Below are 17832 nucleotides of genomic sequence, written 5' to 3' on the forward strand. Positions count from 1 at the left end.
TTCATCCTTGGATCACGCCCGGCGGTTCTGGCCGGGCAAATTCGGGTCAGGCACTATGTGCCGGCCAGGGGTGAGTCGCAAGGAAGACCCGGTTGCGCGCGGGCGCGCCTCTCAACCAGGGGGTGCGGAGATGGCGGAAAGGAGCGACGCGGCGACCGCGTCGCGCAACGCCTCGGGGGTGAAGGGCTTGGCCAGGAAGGCGAAGCCCTCGCGCTCCGGCGCGCCGCCGACCGAGGCCGCCGAATAGCCCGACAGCAGCAGCACCGGCAGGTCCGGCTGCACGGCGCGCGCGGCGCGGGCCAGTTCCAGCCCGTCCAGCCCCGGCATGGCGACGTCGGTGACCAGCAGGACGGGCCGCAGCCCCTCGCGGATGGCGTCCAGCGCATCCTGCGAATCCTCCTGGGCCAGCACCTCATACCCGGCCTGGGTCAGCGTCAGCGCGGCCACCCGCAGCAGGGTGCGCTCGTCATCCACCAGCAGGATGGGGCCGGCAGGGGTTGCCACCACAGGTTCCGGGAAAGGGAGGGTGGGCGCGGCCTCCGAGGAGGCTTCGGGCGGCGGTTCGGCGCGGGGCAGCAGGATGCGGAAGAGGGTGCCGCCCTCGGGCGGGCATTCCACCTCGATCCGCCCGCCCGACTGGCCCACGATGCCCTGCACGGTGGCCAAGCCCAGCCCGGTGCCGCCGGATTCGAGCTTGGTGGAATAGAAGGGCTCGAAGATGCGGGGCAGCACCTCGGGCGGGATGCCGGGGCCGGTGTCGCGCAGCTCCAGCGTGACGTAGCGGCCGGGCGGCAGCAATTCGCCGGCCGCGATCTCGTCCGCCAGCACGAGGCGCCTTCCGGTGGTGAAGATGAGCCGCCCCCGCGCCCCCATCGCCTGCCGCGCGTTCACGGCCAGGTTCAGCAGCACGCGCGACCATTGGTCGGGGTCCACCAGGATGTGGCGCGAGGGCTGTTCGAGATGCATCTCGACCTGGATGCCCGGCCCCATCAGCCGCGGCAGCAGGCGCACGAACTGCATCACCGTGTCGTTCAGCGCCACGCTGCGCGGGGCCAGCACCTGCTGCCGCGCGAAGGCGAGCAATTGGCGCACCAGCGCGGCCCCCCGCTCGGCGGCCGCCTCGATGGCCGCGACCTCGACGGCGACCTCGTCCGGCAGTGGCGCCACGCGGGCGGCGGCGGCGGCCCCCAGGATCACGCCCAGCAGGTTGTTGAAGTCATGCGCGATGCCGCCCGCGAGCCGCCCCAGCAGCGCGAGCCGCTCATCCTGCCCATCGCCCGTGGGGGTCAGGGCCAGCAGCACGCCCCGCGCGCAGGGGGTGATGGCGAGCGAGACGGAAAGCCGCGCGATGCCGACCCGCCCCGGCGCGCCGCGCAGCCCCGCGGCCAGCGCCTCGGCCGCCTCGGGCAGGAGGTCCCAGGCCTTGTCGCCGGGGGCGAACCCCTCCAGCTGGGCACGGAAGGGCGGGTTGGCCGCCACCACCTCCCCCAGCGCGTCGAGCAGGGCGAGCGGCTGGGGCAGCGCATCCAGCAGCGCGCCCGGCGGCACCATTCCCTTCATGCCCCGCCCGCGCGCCGCATGACGAGGGCGATGATGCGCGCCACCGCGTCCCAATGCTGGGCGGGGATTTCGGCGTCGAGGTCGAGCCGGTGCAGGGCGCGCGCCAGCGGGGGGTCGGCCATGATGGGCACGCCCGCCTCCTTCGCCACCTCCCGGATGCGGGCCGCCATGGCATCCACCCCCTTCGCCACCACCTTGGGCGCGGCAGACTGGCCGGGCTCATAGGCCAGGGCAACGGCATAATGCGTGGGGTTGGTGATGATGACGGCGGCCTTGGGCACGGCGGCCATCATGCGCGCCCGGCCCTTGGACTGGCGAAGCTGGCGCATGCGGCCACGGATCGCGGGGTCGCCCTCGCTTTCCTTCGCCTCGTCCTTGACCTCCTGCTTGGTCATCTTCAGCTGTTCGAGGTGGCGGTGCCGCACCCACAGGATGTCGGCCAGCGCCAGCAGGGCGAAGGCGGCGAGTGTCGCCGCCAGCAGCCGCGCCACCCCCTGCCCCGCCGCGCCGAACAGGGCGCCCGGCGGCGCCTCGATCAGCGTGGAGAGCCCCGGCAAATCCCGCGCCACGAACCAGAGTGCCGCCATGACGATGAGCATCTTGAGCAGGGTGCGGAGGAACTCCATCAGCCCCTCCTTGCCGAACATCCGCCCGAAGCCCTTCATCGGCGAGATCTTCGACAGGCTCGGCGCCATGGACTTGAAGTTCAGCGCGGCGCGCGTCTGCAGCAGCGTGGCCAGCACCGCGCCCAGGATGGCCGCCACGGCCACCGGCCAGGCCAGGTGGAAGAACAGCCAACCCCATTCCCGAGCCGCCCAGCCGGTGTCGAGCTCATGCGCCCGCGCGAAGCCCCCCGCCATGGCCGCCGCCAGCTCCGCCACGCGCCCCGGCAGCATGATGGCCGCCCCCAGCGAGGCGACCAGCAGCGTGGTGAACCCCACCGCCTCGCGCGAAAGCGCGACCTGCCCGTCCTGCGCCGCCTTTTGCAATTTGCGGGCGGAGGCCTCTTCCGTGCGTTCGCCTCCGCCCTCCTCGTCCTCGGCCATGGCTCAGCCGAGGCCGGGCAGGCGGGACAGCGCCTCGTTCGTGGCGCGCCACCAGGCGTGGAAGAGGGCGGGCATCAGCAGGATCAGCAGCAGGAAGCCGCCCAGCAGCTGCGCGGGCGCGGCGACGACGAAGACCTGGAGCTGGGGTGCCACGCGCGCCAGCAAGCCCATGGCCGCGTTGAAGAAGATGGCCGCCAGCACGAAGGGCGCGGCCAACTGCATGGCCACCGCCAGCACGCCGGCCACGAAGCGCGTCAGCAATTCGGCGGCATCGCCCAGCGGCAGCGGCTGCCCGGGCGGCAGCGTGGCATAGCTGCCGGCCAGCGCCCGCAGCGGCACCTCGTAGAGGCCCGTGGCCAGGAACAGCGCCGCCGTCAGCAGGCCGAGCATCCGCGCCGGCGCCGTCACGCTGCTGCCCAGGAACTGGTCGCCCTGCAAGGGCGAGGCAAGGCCCATCATCAGCGCGATCACCTGCCCCGCCTGGGCCAAGGCCAGCGCCACGAAGCGCGCGCAAAGGCCGATCCAGGCGCCGACCAGCACCTCCACCGCAACCAGCAGGGCCAGGGCCGCGACCTGGTCCGGCAAAGGCGGCAGCTCGGGGCTCAGCACCGGGGTCAGGACGAAGACCAGCAGCACGCCCAGTGCCAGGCGCTGCGTCATGGGGATTTCGGATTCGCCCAGGCCCGGCAGCAGCATCACCGCGGCACCCATGCGGCAGAAGACCAACGCGGCGTGGAAGGCCAGCACCGGCAGGGCCTCCAGCAGCGCGAGGTCGGCGGGGGTGATCATCAGGGCGCGCCGCCCAGCGCCACCACCTGGTCGAAGAGGGTCGCGGCCCAGCCGCGCATCAGCCCCGACATATGGGGCCCGAGGAAGAGCAGCAGCACCACCATGGCCGCGAGCTTGGGCAGGAAGGCCAGGGTCGGCTCCTGGATTTGCGTCAGCGCCTGGATGAGCGAGACGACGAGGCCGATGCACAGCACCGCCAGCAGCGGCGGGCCGGCCAGTTGCAGCGCGACCCACACGGCCTCGCGCATGGCCATCACGGTGGCCTGTTCAAGCATGCGGTTGACCCCTCGCGTTTTGCGGGCGGGTGGTGCGGTGCCGTCAGATCGGCATGCGCATCACGTCCTGGTAGGCGGTGACGACGCGGTCGCGCACCGTGGTCGCGGTCTGCAGCGCGAGTTCGGCGCGGGAGATGGCCAGGACCACATCGGTCACGCTGCCCGTGCCGGTGAGTGCGGCGGTCGCGCTGGCATCGGCCTGGTGGCCGGTCTGGATGGCGCCCTGCACGGCACGGCTCAGCGCGTCGCCGAAACCGCCCGCGGCGCCGACGGCCTCGTTCAGCCCCGCGCCAAGCCCTTGCGCGGCGCGATAGGCGGCCGCGGCGCCCAGCGCCGCACCCATGATGGGGGCGGCCATCAGCGCAGCGCCTCGATGGCGCGCATCAACATGCCGCGCGTGGTCTCCAGCACGGCGAGGTTGGCGGTGTAGCTGCGATTGGCCTCGCGCATGTCCATGTTCTCCACGAGGCCGTCCACATTGGGCGTGCGGACATAGCCACGCTCATCGGCGGCGGGGTGCCCGGGCTCGAAGCGCTCCGGGAAGGGGCTCTGGTCGCGACCGACGCGGGCCACGCGCACCGTCTCCGCCCCCAGCGCGCGGTCGAGGCGGTTGGCGAAGGTGACGGTCTTGCGGCGATAGGGCTCGGCGCCCGGGGCGTTGCCCGTGCTGTCGCGGTTGGCGATGTTCTCGGCCACCACGCGCAGCCGCGAGGATTGCGCGGCCATGCCGGCGGCGGAGATGGAGAGGGCGCGGTCGAGGTCCATGGCGGTTCACTCCGTCAGGGGCGGCCCAGCGCGGTGCGGAACAGCGCCAGGTATTTGCGGTGCAGCCCCATGGTCATGGCGTGGGACTGGTCGTTCTCGGCGATGCGGAGGGCCTGTTCGTCAATGGAGACGGCGTTGCCATTGGGCGTGCGCTCGCTCACCGCGGCCACCAGGCCACGGTTGGCGCCGCCCGCGGGCAGCAGGTGTCGCGCATCGGTGGCGACCATGGCGGGCCGCGCCACGCGGCGGGCGAGGATGTCGGCGAAGGGCACGGCGTCCCGCGCGCGGTAGCCCGGCGTGTCGGCATTGGCGATGTTCGCGGCCAGCATGCGCTGCCGCCCATCCAGCCAATGCAGGCGCTGTTCGACAAGGGCCATGGGGCCGGAGCGCATGAGGTCCATGGGGCGGAGCTTGGCGCGGGAAGGTTAAGGAAGGCTAAAGCGGCCCGGTGTGGGTCGGTCAGGGTTCCTTAAGGGCCTGGCGGGCAGAAATGCCCGATGGCCCCTCCCCCCTGCCCCGCGGTGCCGCCCCCTGCCCAGGCCGCGCCCGAAATCCAGGCGGTGCTGGCGGCCATCCAGTCGCTGGAAGCCACCATGGCCGTGGCGCGCGCGCTGGTCACCTCCGGCCGCGCGGTGGAGCTGGAGGGGCTGGAGGCCGAGGCCGCGCGGCTCGCCGCCGCGCTGGCCTGCCTGGAGCCGGGTTCGGCCCCGCTGCTGCGCCCCGCCCTCGATGACTGCCTGCGGGAGCTGGAGCGCCTCGACCTCGCGCTCCGCCTGCCCTGAACCCCCATCCGCGTCGGCAGGAGGCCACGCCATGACATCACCTGCCTATCTCCAAGCGGGGGCCGCGCTGGCGGCCGTGCTGCTGCTGTTGTGGGGGGGCGCGCGGCTGTTGCAGCGCCGGGGCCTGGTGGCGCGGCCCGATGCGCGGCTGCGCCTGGCCGATACCTGCGCGCTCGATGCGCGGCGGCGCCTGGTGCTGTTCCGCTGCGACGGGCGGGAGGGCCTGCTGCTGACCGGCCCCATGGGCGACCAGTTCCTGGGCTGGCTGCCGGAGCGCGCGCCATGAGGGTTTTCGCATTCGCCCTCGTCCTCGCGCTGCTGGCGGGCGGCGCCTCGGCGCAGTCGGTCGCCATTGACCTCGGCGCCACGGGGCAGCCCGGCGCCACGGCGCGGCTGGTGCAGCTCACGGCGCTGGTCGGCCTGCTGTCGTTGGCACCCTCGCTGCTGGTGATGGCGACGGCCTTCACACGCATCGTCATCGTGCTGGCGCTGCTGCGCAGCGCCATCGGCGCGCAGGGCGTGCCGCCCAACCCGGTGCTGATCGGGCTGGCGCTGTTCCTCTCCTTCTTCGTGATGCAGCCGGTGCTGGAGGCCGCCTGGGTGCAGGGCATCCAGCCCATGACCGAGGGCCGCATGGACGAGATGGCGGGCCTGACGGCCGCGGCGCAGCCCTTCCACCGCTTCATGGCGGCCAATGTGCGCGAGACGGACCTGGCCATGTTCCTCGACCTCGCGCGCCTGCCGCCCGCGACGGCCGCCGAGGCGCCCTGGCGCGCGCTGATGCCGGCCTTCCTCGTCACCGAGTTGCGCCGCGCCTTCGAGATCGGCTTCCTGCTGTTCCTGCCCTTCCTCGTGATCGACATGGTGGTGGCGTCCATCCTGATGTCGCTCGGCATGATGATGCTGCCGCCCTCGGTGGTGTCGCTGCCCTTCAAGCTGATCTTCTTCGTTCTGGTGGATGGCTGGACGCTGCTGGCGGCGAGCCTCGTGCAGGGCTTCGCGATGTAGCTATTCCGTCATCGCCGGCGGCAGCACCTCCTCGCCGCGCGGGCGGGGTTCGGGCGGCACCCAGGGGCGGTCGCCGCGCCAGTCGCGGTCGGAGAGGACACGTCCCTCCATGCTCCAGGCCGCGTGCGCGCCGTTCCGCCACAGGCTGAAGCGGTCCACCACCAGCGTGCCCGGGCAGCGGCCGCGCAGCGGCTCGGGCGAAAGGATCAAGGGCACCGTGCCGCAGACCTCGCGCGGGGCGTATTGCGGCGGCAGGCGCTCGTTGCGGCGCGGGATGGGCGGGCGCAGCAGCACCAGGCGCGGGGTGCCGGCTTCGTCGCGCATCGTGCAGGCATCGGGCGCGCAGGTGATGCGCCCGCCGGCCACCTCGCCCTGCGCGGGCAGCGGCGTGGCGCCGGAAGCCCCCCAGACGCGCAGCCAGGACTCCTGCACGAAGCGCGAGGCGCCGGGGCGGCGTTCCACGAAGACCTCGCCCGTCGCGCGCAGGGCGAAGAGGCGGCCATCGCCCGCCACCAGCGCATCGGGCGGGGGGGCCACGGCGCCCGCCAGCATGCCGCCCAGGGCGGCCGGCAGCCCCCAGAGCCGCCAGCGCGTGCGCCACAGGCACAGCCAGCACATTCCCAGCGCCGTCACCAGCAGCCCCCAGGCGGGCGGCGGGGCCAGCGAGAGCGCGGCCCCCGGCCAGGACGCCACCGCATGCGCCACGGCCAGGATGCCCCGCACCCCCCAGCCCATGATCCAGAGCGGCCATTGCTCCAGCCCCAGCGGCATCAGCAGCAGGGCGAGCATGCCGGCCGGCATCACCAGCACGGAGGTCAGCGGCACCGCCAGCGCATTGGCCGCCACGCCGTAAAGCTGCACGCGGCCGAAATGGTGCAGGCCGGGCGGCGTGGTGGCCAGCCCCGCCAGCACCGAGGTCAGCGCCGTGCCGGCCAGGGCCGCCAGCGGCCACCACCACCAGCGGCGCGGCCCCGCATCGCGGCGCAGCCAGGGGCGCGCCACCTCCCAGCCCGCCACCAGCGCCATCACGGCGAAGAAGCTCATCTGGAAGGAGGGCCCCAGCACCACCGCCGGGTGCAGCGCCAGCACCACCACGGCCGCGAAGGCCAGCACCCGCGGCGAGAAGGCCCGCCGCCCCGCCAGCAGCGCCACCGTCACCAGCGCGGCCATGGCGAAGCTGCGCTGCATGGGCACCTGGCTGCCCGTCAGCACCATGTAGAAGCCGCCCGCCGCCAGCGCCGCCAGCGCCGCCGGCGCGCGCGTGCCGAAGCGCAGCGCGAAGCCGGGCCAGAGCGCGAGCCCCCCCCGCACCACGAAGAAGGCCATGCCCATGACCAGGCCGATATGCAGCCCCGAGACCGAGAGCAGATGCACCAGCCCGCTGTCACGCATGGCGGCGAGGTCGGTGGACGGCACGGCGCTCTGCCCGCCCGTCAGCAGGGCCGCCGCGATGCCGCCCGGCGCGCCGGGAAGGGCGGCCGTGACCCGCGCCTCGATCGTGGCGCGCCAGCCCGAGAGCGGGGGCGCGCGGCCGCCTTGCGCCAGGATTTCCACCGGCCCCAGCGCGAAGCCCGAACCGCCCTGCCCCGCGAAATACGCCGCGCGCTGGAAATCCCAGCCGCCCGGATGGGTGGGCGGGGGTGGCGGGCGCAGCAGCGCGCGGATGCGGACCATGTCGCCCGGCTGGGGGCGGGCCGCGTCATCGGCGCGCAGGCGCACGCGGATGGTGCGGCGGGCGGGGGGCATGTCCTCGGCCCAGCGGATGCCGGCGAGGGTAAGGCGCGCGCCCTCCGGCAGCAGGTCGGTCTCGGCCACGGTGCCGGTGACGATCAGCGCGGTGCGCGGCGGGTCCAGCATGGGCGGCACCAGCGCCGCGTGCAGCAGGGCCAGCGCGAAGCCCAACCCCGCCGCCGCCGCGAGCCCCATGGCCCAACCCGCCAGCACCGCCCGCCGCGCGAGCCAGACCGCCACCGGCAAGGGCAGCAAGCCCGCCAGCGCCCAGGCGGGGTGCGGCTCATTCCACAACGCGAAATAGAGCAGGATGCCGCAGGCCAGCGCCACGGGCAGCCAGAGGGCCAGGCGGCGGCGCTCCGCCTCCAGCATCCGGACGACCCAGGGTTGTGGCGGGGCCAGCATGGCGCAGCGATGAACCACCCCTCCGCGCGCGGCAAGGGCCATGTTAGGAACTGGATTATGACCGTCCGCACGCGCTTCGCGCCCTCCCCCACCGGCTTCCTGCACATTGGCGGCGCCCGCACCGCCCTGTTCAACGCGCTCTTCGCCCGGCGCCATGGCGGGCAATACCTGCTGCGCGTCGAGGACACGGACCGCGCGCGTTCCACGCCCGAGGCCGTCGCGCAAATCCTGGAAAGCCTGGAATGGCTTGGCCTGAGCCCGGATGAGCCGCCCGTGATGCAGTCCGCGCGCGAGGCGCGCCATGCCGAGGTCGCGCACGAACTGCTGGCCGCCGGCAAGGCCTACCGCGCCTACGAAACCTCCGAGGAACTGGCCGCGATGCGCGAGCGCGCGATGGCCGAGAAGCGCCCCCCCCGCTACGACGGCTTCTGGCGCGACCGCGCGCCCGGCCCGGAGCAGGCGGGCAAGCCCTTCGCCATCCGCCTCAAGGCGCCCACCGAGGGCGAGACGGTGGTGGACGACCTGGTGCAGGGCACCGTGCGCGTGGCGGCCACCGAGCTGGATGACATGATCATCCTGCGCAGCGACGGCACGCCCACCTACCTGCACGCGGTGGTGGTGGATGACCATGACATGGCCATCACCCACGTCATCCGCGGCGACGACCACCTGACCAACACCTTCCGGCAATGCATGGTCTATGACGCGATGGGCTGGCACCGGCCGCGCTTCGCGCATATCCCGCTGATCCATGGCGCGGATGGGGCCAAGCTGTCCAAGCGCCACGGCGCCGTTTCGGTGCTGGAATTCCGCGAGCAGGGGCTGCTGCCCGAGGCCGTGTGCAACTACCTGCTGCGCCTGGGCTGGGGCCATGGCGACGAGGAGATCATTCCCCGCGAGCGCGCGGAAAAGATCTTCGACCTGAAGGATGTGGGCCGCGCGGCCAGCCGCATGGACTACGCCAAGCTGTCGCACCTGAACGGCGTCTATCTGCGCCAGGCGGACCCGGAGGCGCTGCTGCCCGAGGTGATGCGGCGCCTGGCCGCCATGGGCCAGGATTTCGGCACGGAGAAGATCGCCCGCGTGCGCGCCCTGCTGCCGGCCTTGCAGGAGCGCGCGAAGTCGCTCGTCGAGTTGGCGCAGTCGGCCGCGTTCGCGGTGTCCGATTCCGCCCCCGTGCCCGACGCCAAGGCCGCCGCCCTGCTGACGGAAGAGGCGCGGGCGCGGCTGCTGAACCTGGCGGAATTCCTCTCGGCCATGCCCGAATGGACGCGGGCGGACCTGGAACATTGGCTGCGCGACTATGCCGATGTGAAGGGCATCAAGCTGAAGGACGTGGCCCAGCCGCTGCGCGTGGCGCTGACCGGCAGCACGATGAGCCCGCCGATTGACCTGACGCTGGAGGCGCTGGGGCGGGATGAGGCGCTGGCGCGGATCGTGCTGGCGGCGGAGGGGGGGTCGGGGGTGGTGTGAGGGGGGGGCTCTGCCCCCGCGCCCCCGCCGGGGTCCGTGGCGGACCCCGGACCCCACCGTCAGTTTGGGAAAAAATTCTTCCTTACTATCTTACGATCTTACTATCTTACCGGCCCCCAACCGGAGGCCGCCCCATGCTCGCCAAGCTCACCGCCAAGAACCAGCTGACCCTGCCCAAGCGCGTCGTGGACGCCCTCGGCAATCCCACCCATTTCGAAATCCAGGTCCACAAGGGCGCGCTCATCCTCTGGCCCGGCCGCGTGGTGTCGCTGGAGCGGCAGGCGGAGACGGCGGGCATTCCGCCCGAGGTGCTGCGCGAGGCACGGAGGCTGCTGGCGGAGCGGAGGGCGCGCAATGAACACAGCGAAGGATAATCGTATATTGACATCATGAAGCGCGGCATAAGCGGAATTTATCAGAAGTGCTGCGAGAAGTAGGTTTAGAGATACCTGAACGAATTCGTTCTGAGCTTCAACAACAGTGTAATCTAGCGTGAACGCTACTAAGTGGGCCGAAACCGGCCTGCGCCGCATCGAAGACAAGCGCCTCACCGTTCGGCGGGCTAACTGGCCTAAGAGGCCTCGCCAACTGGCGCGGGCGGCAGACTTTCAAGTGGCGTCAACCTTAACGGTTAGGCCTCGGCGTTGCCTTGGTAGGCTTGGGCGTCGCAAGCATACGACGTACAATTGCGTCCGGTCGCCCGCCAATGTCCGAGGTCGCCATGTCTGATCCTGTTACAGTGCACGTCAGCCGAGGCTCGCGGATGTACACCTACCTTTGGACTGTCCAAGTCGGGTGGGCGATGCATCACGAAGCCATGGAGCGCATCTTTGGATTCGCCCGCGAGAAGCCAACCGACGGAACGACTAAAACGGGCCTCTTCACAAGACAAAGCAAAAAAATGGTTTTCATACCGAAGACAGGGGTCTTTGAAGTAGCTGCCAGTGGGAATTGGCCAGAAGAAATATGGTATTATACGAGAGATGGTGTCGAACACCCCACGCCAAATAGCCCTATCCCAGGAGAAATTTCTCTTGGAACCGGAGAACCATTATGGGTAATTATGAACGCGACGTTTGCTCTTTACGTTGAAAGATGTAATGACTGGCTCAGAAAGAAAAATACTAATTATCAAAACTGGCCACCTGTAAGTAATTTCTGCCGTGTTATTAGAAATGCTATTGTCCACGGCGGGAAGATAAATATTGAAAACCCAAACGCCCCGAAAGTTTCTTGGCTTGGCCTATCCTATGATTATACAAATCTTGGAAGAAATATATTTGACGATTTAGCGGACGGCGATTTTATCATTTTGGCTAAAGCGTTAGACGATGAAATGACCGCACTTGGGGCTCCTGATCAGCTGCCTTAAACGTATTTAACGGATATTTAATAAAATAACGCCGCATACTGATAAATTGAATTTTTAACGTCTGGGTAGACTTTATTAAAGGGCAGTATGCTTCGCCTCTAGGATGTCGAGAGTTACATCGATCCGGCGGATGTATTGCGGGAGGCACGCCGGCTGCTGGCCGAGCGCGAGGCGCACAAGGGCCGCGACGAAAAATAGTCGCATATTCCTAACACCGAAGTCCAGCGCGAAGGGCTGCCGTCACGGCATACCCGCGCTACCCTCCCGCCCATGAACCTCTCACGCCTCCTCGCCGCGCGTGCCGCGGCGCAAAAGCCCATCACCGTCGGCGTCATCGGCGCCGGCAAGTTCGGCGCCATGTTCCTCGCCATGGCCGCGCGGTCGCCGGGCATCCATGTCGCCGTCATCGCGGACCTCTCGCCCGCCCGCGCGCGGGAGAACCTGGCCCGCATCGGCTGGAGCGCCGAGCAATCCGCCGCCCCCAGCCTCGATGACGCGCTGCGCACGCGCGCCACCCACCTCACTGAAAACGCCGCCCTGGTGAATGACCCGCGCATCGAGGTGGTGGTGGAGAGCACCGGCAACCCCGCGGCCGGCATCGCCCATGCGCTGGCCGCCATCGCGGCACGGCAGCACATCGTCATGGTGAATGTGGAGGCCGATGTGCTGGCCGGCCCCCTGCTGGCGAAGAAGGCCGCCGCCGCCGGCTGCGTCTATTCCATGGCCTATGGCGACCAGCCGGCCCTGGTGTGCGAGATGGTGGACACGCTGCGCGCCATGGGCATGCCCATCATCGCCGCCGGCAAGGGCACCAAATACCTCCCCGCCTTCCACGAATCCACGCCCGAGACCGTCTGGGGCCATTACGGCCTGACGCCCGAGGCCGCGGCGGCCGGCGGCATGAACCCGCAGATGTTCAACTCCTTCCTGGACGGCACCAAGAGCGGCATCGAGATGGCGGCCATCGCCAACGCCACCGGCCTGACGCCACCGGAGGATGGGCTCTCCTTCCCGCCCGTGGGCGTGCAGGACCTGCCGCATGTCTTCCGCCCGCGCGAGGTGGGCGGGCATCTGGCGCGCAAGGGCGTGGTGGAGGTGATCTCCTCCCTGGAGCGCGACGCGCGGCCGGTGGTGGGCGACCTGCGCTGGGGCGTCTATGCGGTGTTCGAGGGCGAGACGGACTACATCCGCCGCTGCTTCTCCGAATATGGCGTCCACACCGACGGCACGGGCCATTACGCGGCGCTGTGGCGGCCCTATCACCTGATCGGGCTTGAACTCGGCGTGAGTGTCGCGAGTGCGGCGCTGCGGCGTGAGCCCACCGGCTGCGGCGACGCCTGGCGCGGGGACGTGGCGGCCACCGCCAAGCGCGACCTGAAGGCCGGCGAAATCCTGGATGGCGAGGGCGGGTCCATGGCCTGGGGCAAATGCGTGCCCGCCGCGCGCAGCCGCGCGGAGGGGCTGCTGCCCATCGGCCTCGCGCATGGCGTGCGGCTGCTGCGCGACGTGCCGCGCGGGGCCATGCTGCGGCAATCCGACGTGGCGCTGGACGATGGCGCGCTGGCGGTGCGAATTCGGCGGGAAATGGAAACGACCTTCACGGATTCTTGAGGCACTTTGGGTTGAGTGGGGGCATGCGACGCATCACAGCCCCCCTCGCCCGCCTCAGCCTCGCCGCCCGTGTCACGGTCGTGGGGCTCCTTGCCATCACCGTCTCGGTCCTGGCCGTCGAAGGCTGGACGGCCTGGCGGGACCATCGCGCGGACCATGCCGCGCTGGAGGCGCAGCTCGAACGGGACCTTGTCCTGCTCGATGGCCTCACCGCCCGGGTCGCGGGCGGCGGCGCCTGGCGGCTGACCGAGGCCGGGCAGCTCGCCCGGGGCGATGTCGTGATGGAAGGTGCCAATGACCTGGTGGACCTGGTGCGCGCGGCCACCGGCGCGCGCACGGCCATCTTCCGTGGCGATGAGGTGGTGGCGGGCACGGGCCGTCCCGATGGCTCGCGCCTGCTGGGCCAGCGCACGGCCGCCGGCCCGCACCGCGACACGGCGCTGGGCGAGGGGCGCATCTACCGCGGCCTCACCCGGATCGAGGGTGCGCCGCATATCGCGATCTACAGCCCCATCCGCGATGCGGGCGGCCAGGTGATCGGCATGCTCTTCGTGGGCCAGTCCCGCGCCACGATGGACGCGGCGCTGATGGAGAAACTGTGGCACGCGCTGGTGGCCACGCTGCTGTTGGTGGGGTTGGCGGGCGGGCTGCTCTGGGTGGGTCTGCGCCGTTCGCTGCGCCCCCTGGAGGAGCTGCGGCAATGGGTCGCGGCCGGACTCGCGGAACAGCCCGTGCCGCACCTGGCACGCCGGGATGAGCTGGGCGCGCTGGCCCGTGCCCTGGAGGAGAACCGCAGCACCGCGCAGGAGAAGGCCCGTCTGGAGGCGGCCCTGCGCACGGCCGAGGACGGACGCAAGCGCCGCACCGCCGCCATGGAGCGCAGCGCGGAGGAGTTCGGCAGCAATGTCGGCTCGGTCATGGCGGGCTTCGAGGACTCCGCCAGCACCATGCTGACCGCCACGACGCGGCTGTCGGACGCCATGGGCCGCACCTCCGCCCAGGTGACCGAGACGGCCGCGCATTCGGCCGAGAGCAACGCGAACCTGCAGGCCGTGGCCTCGGCCGTGGAGGAGCTGGCCGCGAGCGTGAACGAGATCAGCAACCAGGTCAGCCGCGCCGCCGTCGTCGCGGCCGAGGCGGTGACCGAGGCGCAGCGCGGCGATACGCGCATCGAGGCCCTGACCCGGAGCGCGGACCGCATCGGCGACATCCTGAACGTGATTTCGGACGTGGCCTCGCGCACCAACCTACTGGCGCTGAACGCCACCATCGAGGCGGCGCGGGCGGGCGAGGCGGGCAAGGGCTTCGCGGTGGTGGCGTCCGAGGTGAAGAACCTCGCCACCCAGACCGCGGGTGCCACGCAGGACGTGGCGGCGCAGATCGCGGCCATCCGCCAGGCGACGGCCGAGGCCGCGCAGGGCATGCGCGCCATCTCCGCCGCCATCGGCCGGATGGACGAGGTGGCGGGCGGCATCGCGGCCGCCGTCGAGGAACAGGGCGCGGCCACGCGCGAGATCACGGGGCGGCTGCAACTGGTGGCGCGCGGCAATGCCCAGGTGGCCGACACCATGGCCGATGTGGCCCGCATGGCCGAGGCCGCGGCCGACGCGACGCTGGAAGTGGAGAGCAGCGCCGCCACCGTGCAGGGCGAGGCCGGGGTGCTGCGCGCCGAGGTGGATGGTTTCCTCGCCACCCTGCACGAGCAGATGGAGGAACGCCGCCGCTTCGACCGCCTCGCGGTGGAAGGCCGCGACGCCACGGTGGTGGTGGAGGGTGCCACGGAGCGGCTGCGCCTGCTCGACATCTCGCTGGGCGGGGCGGCGCTGCGCCGCGCCCAACCCCTGCCCCCCGGCGCGGCGCTGACCATCACCCTGCCAGGCGCTGGCGGCCCCGCCACGGGAAGCGTGGTGCGCTGGGAGGAGGGCGTGCTGGCCGTCAACTTCGACCAGCCCATCGGCACCGCGGTGATGGAGGCCGTGACGCGCGAACTGGGTATCGCCGCCTGAGGCGTTCCCAAACGCGCCATGTTCTGTAGGCTTCCTCCAAACCCTTGAGGAGGAAGCCGATGCCCACATTGTTCGACCTGACCGGCAAGGTCGCCATCGTCACTGGCGGCAGTCGCGGCATCGGGCGCGCCATCTGCGAGCGGCTGGCGGAACATGGCGCGAAGGTCGTCGTCAGCTCGCGCAAGCTCGATGCCTGCCAGGAGGTGGTGGACGCCATCACGGCCAAGGGCGGCACCGCCATGGCGGTGGCCTGCAACATCGGCCGCAAGGAGGAATTGCAGAAGCTGGTGGACGCCACGCGCGCGGCCTATGGCCCCGTGGACGTGCTGGTCTGCAACGCCGCGGTGAACCCCTATTTCGGCCCGTCCCAGGACATTCCGGACGAGGCCTATGACCGCATCATGAATTCCAATGTCCGCTCCAACCTCTGGCTGTGCCAGATGGCGATTCCGGAGATGGCGGCACGGGGTTCGGGCTCGGTCATCATCGTCTCGTCCATCGGTGGGTTCCGGGGCTCGCCGCGGCTGGGCATCTATGGCGTCAGCAAGGCGGCCGACATGCAGCTGGCCCGTGCGCTCGCCACCGAATGGGGGCCTTCGGGCGTGCGCGTGAATGCCATCGCGCCCGGCCTCGTTCGCACCGATTTCGCGCGCGCGTTGTGGGAGGACCCCGTGAACCTGAAGAAGCGCACGCGCGATACGCCGCTTCTTCGCATCGGCGAGCCGGACGAGATCGCGGGGGCCGCGGTGTTCCTGGCCTCCCCCGCCTCGGGCTTCATGACGGGGCAGAGCATGGTGATTGATGGCGGCGTGCTGGCCGGCCCGCCGCTGCTGAGCGAGGATTGATCCGCGCCCCGGCTTCGCGGCAGAGGGCCGCGAAGCCGGGTGCTTGGCTGCGCGGCCGATTCACGCCCCCGGCCATGCCGGGGGCGATCGGGCGCTCGGCTGCGCGGCCGATTCACGCCCCCGGCTGTGCCGGGGACGATCGGGCGCTCGGCTGCGCGGCCGATTCACGCCCCCGACTACGCCGGGGACGATCGGGCGCGGCTACCCCTTCTTCACATTCCAGAACAGCGGCATGCCGCTCAGCATGTCCGTCACGTTGCGGCGGTGCGCCGTGGCCAGGAAGTATTGGCCGAGCGGGATCATCGGCACGTCCTGCATGGCCTGCGCCTGGATGCGCCGGCCAATCGCCTGCTGGGCCGCGAGGTCGGGCGCGCTGAACCATTCCTGGCGCAGCGCCTCCAGCGCCGGGCTGTCGGGCCAGCCGATCCAGCCATTGGTGCCATTGCCGCGCAGCCCGAGGTGGCCGGCGGGCGAGGCGAAGTCCAGGCCCCCGCCGAAGGTGAAGAAGGCGCTCCAGCCCCCCCGCTCCACGGGCTCGCGCGAGGTGCGGCGTTGCAGCACCGTGCCCCAGTCCAGCGCCTGGTAGTCCACATTCAGGCCAATGCGGCGGAAGGCATCGGCGCCCACCTCGCTCATGGCCCTCAGGAACGGCAAGTCCGTCGGTACGATCAGCGCCACACGCTCATTGTTGTAGCCGGCCGCGGCCAGCGCCCGGCGCACGGCGGCCGGGTCGCGCGGGCCGGTCAGCGGCGCCAGCCCCTCATTGGACGCCAGCGGCGTGCCCGGCGTGAACACGCCCACATCCCCCCGCCAAAGCTCGGGGTTGTTGCCCACGATGGCCTGCATGAAGTCCGACTGGTTGATGGCGCCCAGCACCGCCCGCCGCACGGCCGGGTTGTTGAAGGGCGGCTGGAGGTGGTTGAAGCGCAGGAAGCCGATGAAGCCCGTCGTCTCCAGCGTCTTCACCTCCACCTGGCGGTGGCGGCGCAGCACGGGCAGCAGGTCGGTGACCGCCTGTTCCCACCAATCCACCTCCCCCGCCTGGAGCGCGGCCGCGGCCGTGGCGCCATCGGGCATCACCACCCATTCCACGCGGTCCAGATGCGCCACCTTCGGGCCGGCGGTGAAGGAGGGCGTGCCCCCCTCGCGCGGCACATAGCCGTCGAACTTGGCATAGACGGTGCGCGCGCCGGCCACGCGCTCATTCGCCACGAAACGATAGGGGCCGGAGCCCACGATCTCGCTGACCTGCGTCGCCGCATCGGTGCGGGCCAGGCGCTCGGGCATGATGAAGGGGACGGTGACGGTGGTCTTGCCGAGGGCCGCCGGCAGCAACGGAAAGGGCGCCTTCAGGCGGAAGCGCAGGCGGCGGTCATCCAGCGCCGAGAGTTCATCGGTCGCGGCGAAGAGCGCCTGGCCGAAGGGGTCACGCGCGCCCCAGCGCCGCAGGCTCGCCACCGCATCGGCCGCCCGCACGGGTTCGCCATCATGGAAGCGCAGATTGGGGCGGAGCGTGATGGTCCAGGTGCGGCCGTCATCCTCGACCACATGGCCCTCGGCCATCTGCGGCTGGGCGCGGAACTCCGCATCCGTTCCATAGAGGGTGTCGTAGACCAGGTAGGCGTGGTTGCGGCTGACGAAGGCGGTGGACCAGAGCGGGTCCAGCACCGTCACATCCGCCTGCGGCACGAAGCGCATCACGCGCGCGGCCTGGGCGGTGGCGGGCGCGGCAAGCGCCCCGGCGAGGGGCGTGGCAAGAAGCGCGCGGCGCGGCAGGCGGGGCATCCGGATCATCCCGAGGTTGACGGGACGCATCCTGGGGGTGCGGCGCGGCGCCGCGCAACAGCTTTGACAGGGTGGGAAACCGGCCGCTGCCGGCCACGACGTGAGCGGACCCATGGACCCCCTTGCGGGGGGTCGGCCCAGGCGAGGAACCGTCCACACGCCCGCCGACCGGCGGGACGCCCTCCGCCACGGCCCGCGGGCCGGAACGGAGGTGGCGGGACCGGCGCCCCACCTATTCGAGGAAGGGCACCGGACAAGGCTCTCGCCGCGAAACACGCGCGCGGCACTGGCAGCGACCGGAAGGAGAACGGAGATAGGGTGCCCCTCCCCGCATTTGAAGTGCGATGCGCGCGGGCGGCCCCGCGCGCACCGCATGGCG

At 71.1% G+C, this 17832-nt stretch carries 18 protein-coding genes; 9 read left to right on the forward strand and 9 right to left on the reverse strand.

Going from position 1 to position 17832, the window contains the following annotated elements:
• Positions 1-111 precede the first annotated feature (111 nt).
• The 7 genes from GGQ83_RS13025 to GGQ83_RS13055 are packed head-to-tail and all read right to left on the reverse strand — an operon-like array spanning position 112 to position 4836.
• A complete protein-coding gene (locus GGQ83_RS13025) occupies positions 112-1560 on the reverse strand; it encodes an ATP-binding protein (protein ID WP_184384693.1) in 1449 nt (482 codons plus the stop codon).
• Positions 1557-2606 (reverse strand): EscU/YscU/HrcU family type III secretion system export apparatus switch protein, encoded by a 1050-nt coding sequence (locus GGQ83_RS13030; RefSeq protein ID WP_184384695.1) that lies wholly within the window; start codon positions 2604-2606, stop codon positions 1557-1559. Before GGQ83_RS13030 ends, GGQ83_RS13025 begins: the two co-directional genes overlap by 4 nt.
• A 3-nt stretch (positions 2607-2609) precedes the next feature.
• Positions 2610-3395 carry a flagellar biosynthetic protein FliR gene (locus GGQ83_RS13035; protein WP_184384696.1) on the reverse strand — a complete coding sequence of 262 codons (786 nt, stop codon included), beginning with the start codon at positions 3393-3395 and terminating at the stop codon, positions 2610-2612.
• On the reverse strand, positions 3395-3670 hold the full coding sequence (locus GGQ83_RS13040; protein ID WP_184384698.1) for a flagellar biosynthetic protein FliQ: 276 nt from the start codon (positions 3668-3670) through the stop codon (positions 3395-3397). The genes GGQ83_RS13035 and GGQ83_RS13040 overlap by 1 nt, the downstream gene beginning before the upstream one ends.
• Before the next feature lie 43 nt (positions 3671-3713).
• Entirely contained in the window at positions 3714-4028 is a 315-nt protein-coding gene (locus GGQ83_RS13045) for a flagellar hook-basal body complex protein FliE (RefSeq protein WP_184384700.1), read from the reverse strand.
• Entirely contained in the window at positions 4028-4435 is a 408-nt protein-coding gene (flgC, locus tag GGQ83_RS13050) for a flagellar basal body rod protein FlgC (RefSeq protein WP_184384702.1), read from the reverse strand. The genes GGQ83_RS13045 and flgC overlap by 1 nt, the downstream gene beginning before the upstream one ends.
• A 14-nt stretch (positions 4436-4449) precedes the next feature.
• Positions 4450-4836, reverse strand: coding sequence for a flagellar basal body rod protein FlgB (locus tag GGQ83_RS13055; RefSeq protein ID WP_184384704.1), 387 nt, complete (start codon positions 4834-4836; stop codon positions 4450-4452).
• 96 nt (positions 4837-4932) lie between these two features.
• Between GGQ83_RS13055 and GGQ83_RS13060 the strand changes: the two genes are divergently transcribed.
• The 3 genes from GGQ83_RS13060 to fliP are packed head-to-tail and all read left to right on the forward strand — an operon-like array spanning position 4933 to position 6225.
• Positions 4933-5217, forward strand: a complete 285-nt coding sequence (locus GGQ83_RS13060; protein ID WP_184384706.1) for a hypothetical protein — start codon at positions 4933-4935, stop codon at positions 5215-5217.
• A gap of 31 nt (positions 5218-5248) precedes the next feature.
• On the forward strand, positions 5249-5503 hold the full coding sequence (locus GGQ83_RS13065; RefSeq protein ID WP_184384707.1) for a hypothetical protein: 255 nt from the start codon (positions 5249-5251) through the stop codon (positions 5501-5503).
• Complete coding sequence (gene fliP / locus GGQ83_RS13070) at positions 5500-6225, forward strand: flagellar type III secretion system pore protein FliP (protein WP_184384709.1); 726 nt, start codon at positions 5500-5502, stop codon at positions 6223-6225. The genes GGQ83_RS13065 and fliP overlap by 4 nt, the downstream gene beginning before the upstream one ends.
• Here the strand turns inward: fliP and GGQ83_RS13075 are convergent, their stop codons facing one another.
• A complete protein-coding gene (locus GGQ83_RS13075) occupies positions 6226-8361 on the reverse strand; it encodes a ComEC/Rec2 family competence protein (protein ID WP_184384711.1) in 2136 nt (711 codons plus the stop codon).
• Between the two features lie 57 nt (positions 8362-8418).
• Here GGQ83_RS13075 and gltX point away from each other — a divergent pair, with 57 nt between their 5' ends.
• From gltX to GGQ83_RS13105, 6 genes are all read left to right on the forward strand, one after another.
• Positions 8419-9834, forward strand: a complete 1416-nt coding sequence (gltX, locus tag GGQ83_RS13080; RefSeq protein ID WP_184384713.1) for a glutamate--tRNA ligase — start codon at positions 8419-8421, stop codon at positions 9832-9834.
• Positions 9835-9968: 134 nt separating this feature from the next.
• Complete coding sequence (locus GGQ83_RS13085) at positions 9969-10208, forward strand: AbrB/MazE/SpoVT family DNA-binding domain-containing protein (protein ID WP_184384715.1); 240 nt, start codon at positions 9969-9971, stop codon at positions 10206-10208.
• A gap of 443 nt (positions 10209-10651) precedes the next feature.
• Positions 10652-11206, forward strand: a complete 555-nt coding sequence (locus GGQ83_RS13090) for a hypothetical protein (RefSeq protein ID WP_184384717.1) — start codon at positions 10652-10654, stop codon at positions 11204-11206.
• Positions 11207-11476: 270 nt separating this feature from the next.
• Entirely contained in the window at positions 11477-12817 is a 1341-nt protein-coding gene (locus GGQ83_RS13095; protein ID WP_184384719.1) for an NAD(P)H-dependent oxidoreductase, read from the forward strand.
• Positions 12818-12840: 23 nt separating this feature from the next.
• Positions 12841-14823 (forward strand): methyl-accepting chemotaxis protein, encoded by a 1983-nt coding sequence (locus GGQ83_RS13100; protein ID WP_184384721.1) that lies wholly within the window; start codon positions 12841-12843, stop codon positions 14821-14823.
• A gap of 59 nt (positions 14824-14882) precedes the next feature.
• Positions 14883-15668, forward strand: coding sequence for an SDR family NAD(P)-dependent oxidoreductase (locus GGQ83_RS13105; protein ID WP_184384723.1), 786 nt, complete (start codon positions 14883-14885; stop codon positions 15666-15668).
• Between the two features lie 201 nt (positions 15669-15869).
• Here GGQ83_RS13105 and GGQ83_RS13110 read toward each other — a convergent pair whose 3' ends face one another.
• Entirely contained in the window at positions 15870-17462 is a 1593-nt protein-coding gene (locus GGQ83_RS13110; protein ID WP_375781524.1) for an ABC transporter substrate-binding protein, read from the reverse strand.
• Positions 17463-17832: the final 370 nt, after the last annotated feature.

The sequence above is a fragment of the Roseococcus suduntuyensis genome (assembly GCF_014196305.1).
GTDB lineage: Bacteria > Pseudomonadota > Alphaproteobacteria > Acetobacterales > Acetobacteraceae > Roseococcus > Roseococcus suduntuyensis.

What these genes read in the sequence shown, in the direction of transcription:
- GGQ83_RS13025 (WP_184384693.1), bottom strand. Translation starts at nt 1,560, where the DNA reads ATGAAGGGAATGGTGCCGCCGGGCGCGCTGCTGGATGCGCTGCCCCAG.
- GGQ83_RS13030 (WP_184384695.1), bottom strand. Translation starts at nt 2,606, where the DNA reads ATGGCCGAGGACGAGGAGGGCGGAGGCGAACGCACGGAAGAGGCCTCC.
- GGQ83_RS13035 (WP_184384696.1), bottom strand. Translation starts at nt 3,395, where the DNA reads ATGATCACCCCCGCCGACCTCGCGCTGCTGGAGGCCCTGCCGGTGCTG.
- GGQ83_RS13040 (WP_184384698.1), bottom strand. Translation starts at nt 3,670, where the DNA reads ATGCTTGAACAGGCCACCGTGATGGCCATGCGCGAGGCCGTGTGGGTC.
- GGQ83_RS13045 (WP_184384700.1), bottom strand. Translation starts at nt 4,028, where the DNA reads ATGGCCGCCCCCATCATGGGTGCGGCGCTGGGCGCCGCGGCCGCCTAT.
- flgC (WP_184384702.1), bottom strand. Translation starts at nt 4,435, where the DNA reads ATGGACCTCGACCGCGCCCTCTCCATCTCCGCCGCCGGCATGGCCGCG.
- GGQ83_RS13055 (WP_184384704.1), bottom strand. Translation starts at nt 4,836, where the DNA reads ATGGACCTCATGCGCTCCGGCCCCATGGCCCTTGTCGAACAGCGCCTG.
- GGQ83_RS13060 (WP_184384706.1), top strand. Translation starts at nt 4,933, where the DNA reads ATGGCCCCTCCCCCCTGCCCCGCGGTGCCGCCCCCTGCCCAGGCCGCG.
- GGQ83_RS13065 (WP_184384707.1), top strand. Translation starts at nt 5,249, where the DNA reads ATGACATCACCTGCCTATCTCCAAGCGGGGGCCGCGCTGGCGGCCGTG.
- fliP (WP_184384709.1), top strand. Translation starts at nt 5,500, where the DNA reads ATGAGGGTTTTCGCATTCGCCCTCGTCCTCGCGCTGCTGGCGGGCGGC.
- GGQ83_RS13075 (WP_184384711.1), bottom strand. Translation starts at nt 8,361, where the DNA reads ATGCTGGCCCCGCCACAACCCTGGGTCGTCCGGATGCTGGAGGCGGAG.
- gltX (WP_184384713.1), top strand. Translation starts at nt 8,419, where the DNA reads ATGACCGTCCGCACGCGCTTCGCGCCCTCCCCCACCGGCTTCCTGCAC.
- GGQ83_RS13085 (WP_184384715.1), top strand. Translation starts at nt 9,969, where the DNA reads ATGCTCGCCAAGCTCACCGCCAAGAACCAGCTGACCCTGCCCAAGCGC.
- GGQ83_RS13090 (WP_184384717.1), top strand. Translation starts at nt 10,652, where the DNA reads ATGGAGCGCATCTTTGGATTCGCCCGCGAGAAGCCAACCGACGGAACG.
- GGQ83_RS13095 (WP_184384719.1), top strand. Translation starts at nt 11,477, where the DNA reads ATGAACCTCTCACGCCTCCTCGCCGCGCGTGCCGCGGCGCAAAAGCCC.
- GGQ83_RS13100 (WP_184384721.1), top strand. Translation starts at nt 12,841, where the DNA reads ATGCGACGCATCACAGCCCCCCTCGCCCGCCTCAGCCTCGCCGCCCGT.
- GGQ83_RS13105 (WP_184384723.1), top strand. Translation starts at nt 14,883, where the DNA reads ATGCCCACATTGTTCGACCTGACCGGCAAGGTCGCCATCGTCACTGGC.
- GGQ83_RS13110 (WP_375781524.1), bottom strand. Translation starts at nt 17,462, where the DNA reads ATGATCCGGATGCCCCGCCTGCCGCGCCGCGCGCTTCTTGCCACGCCC.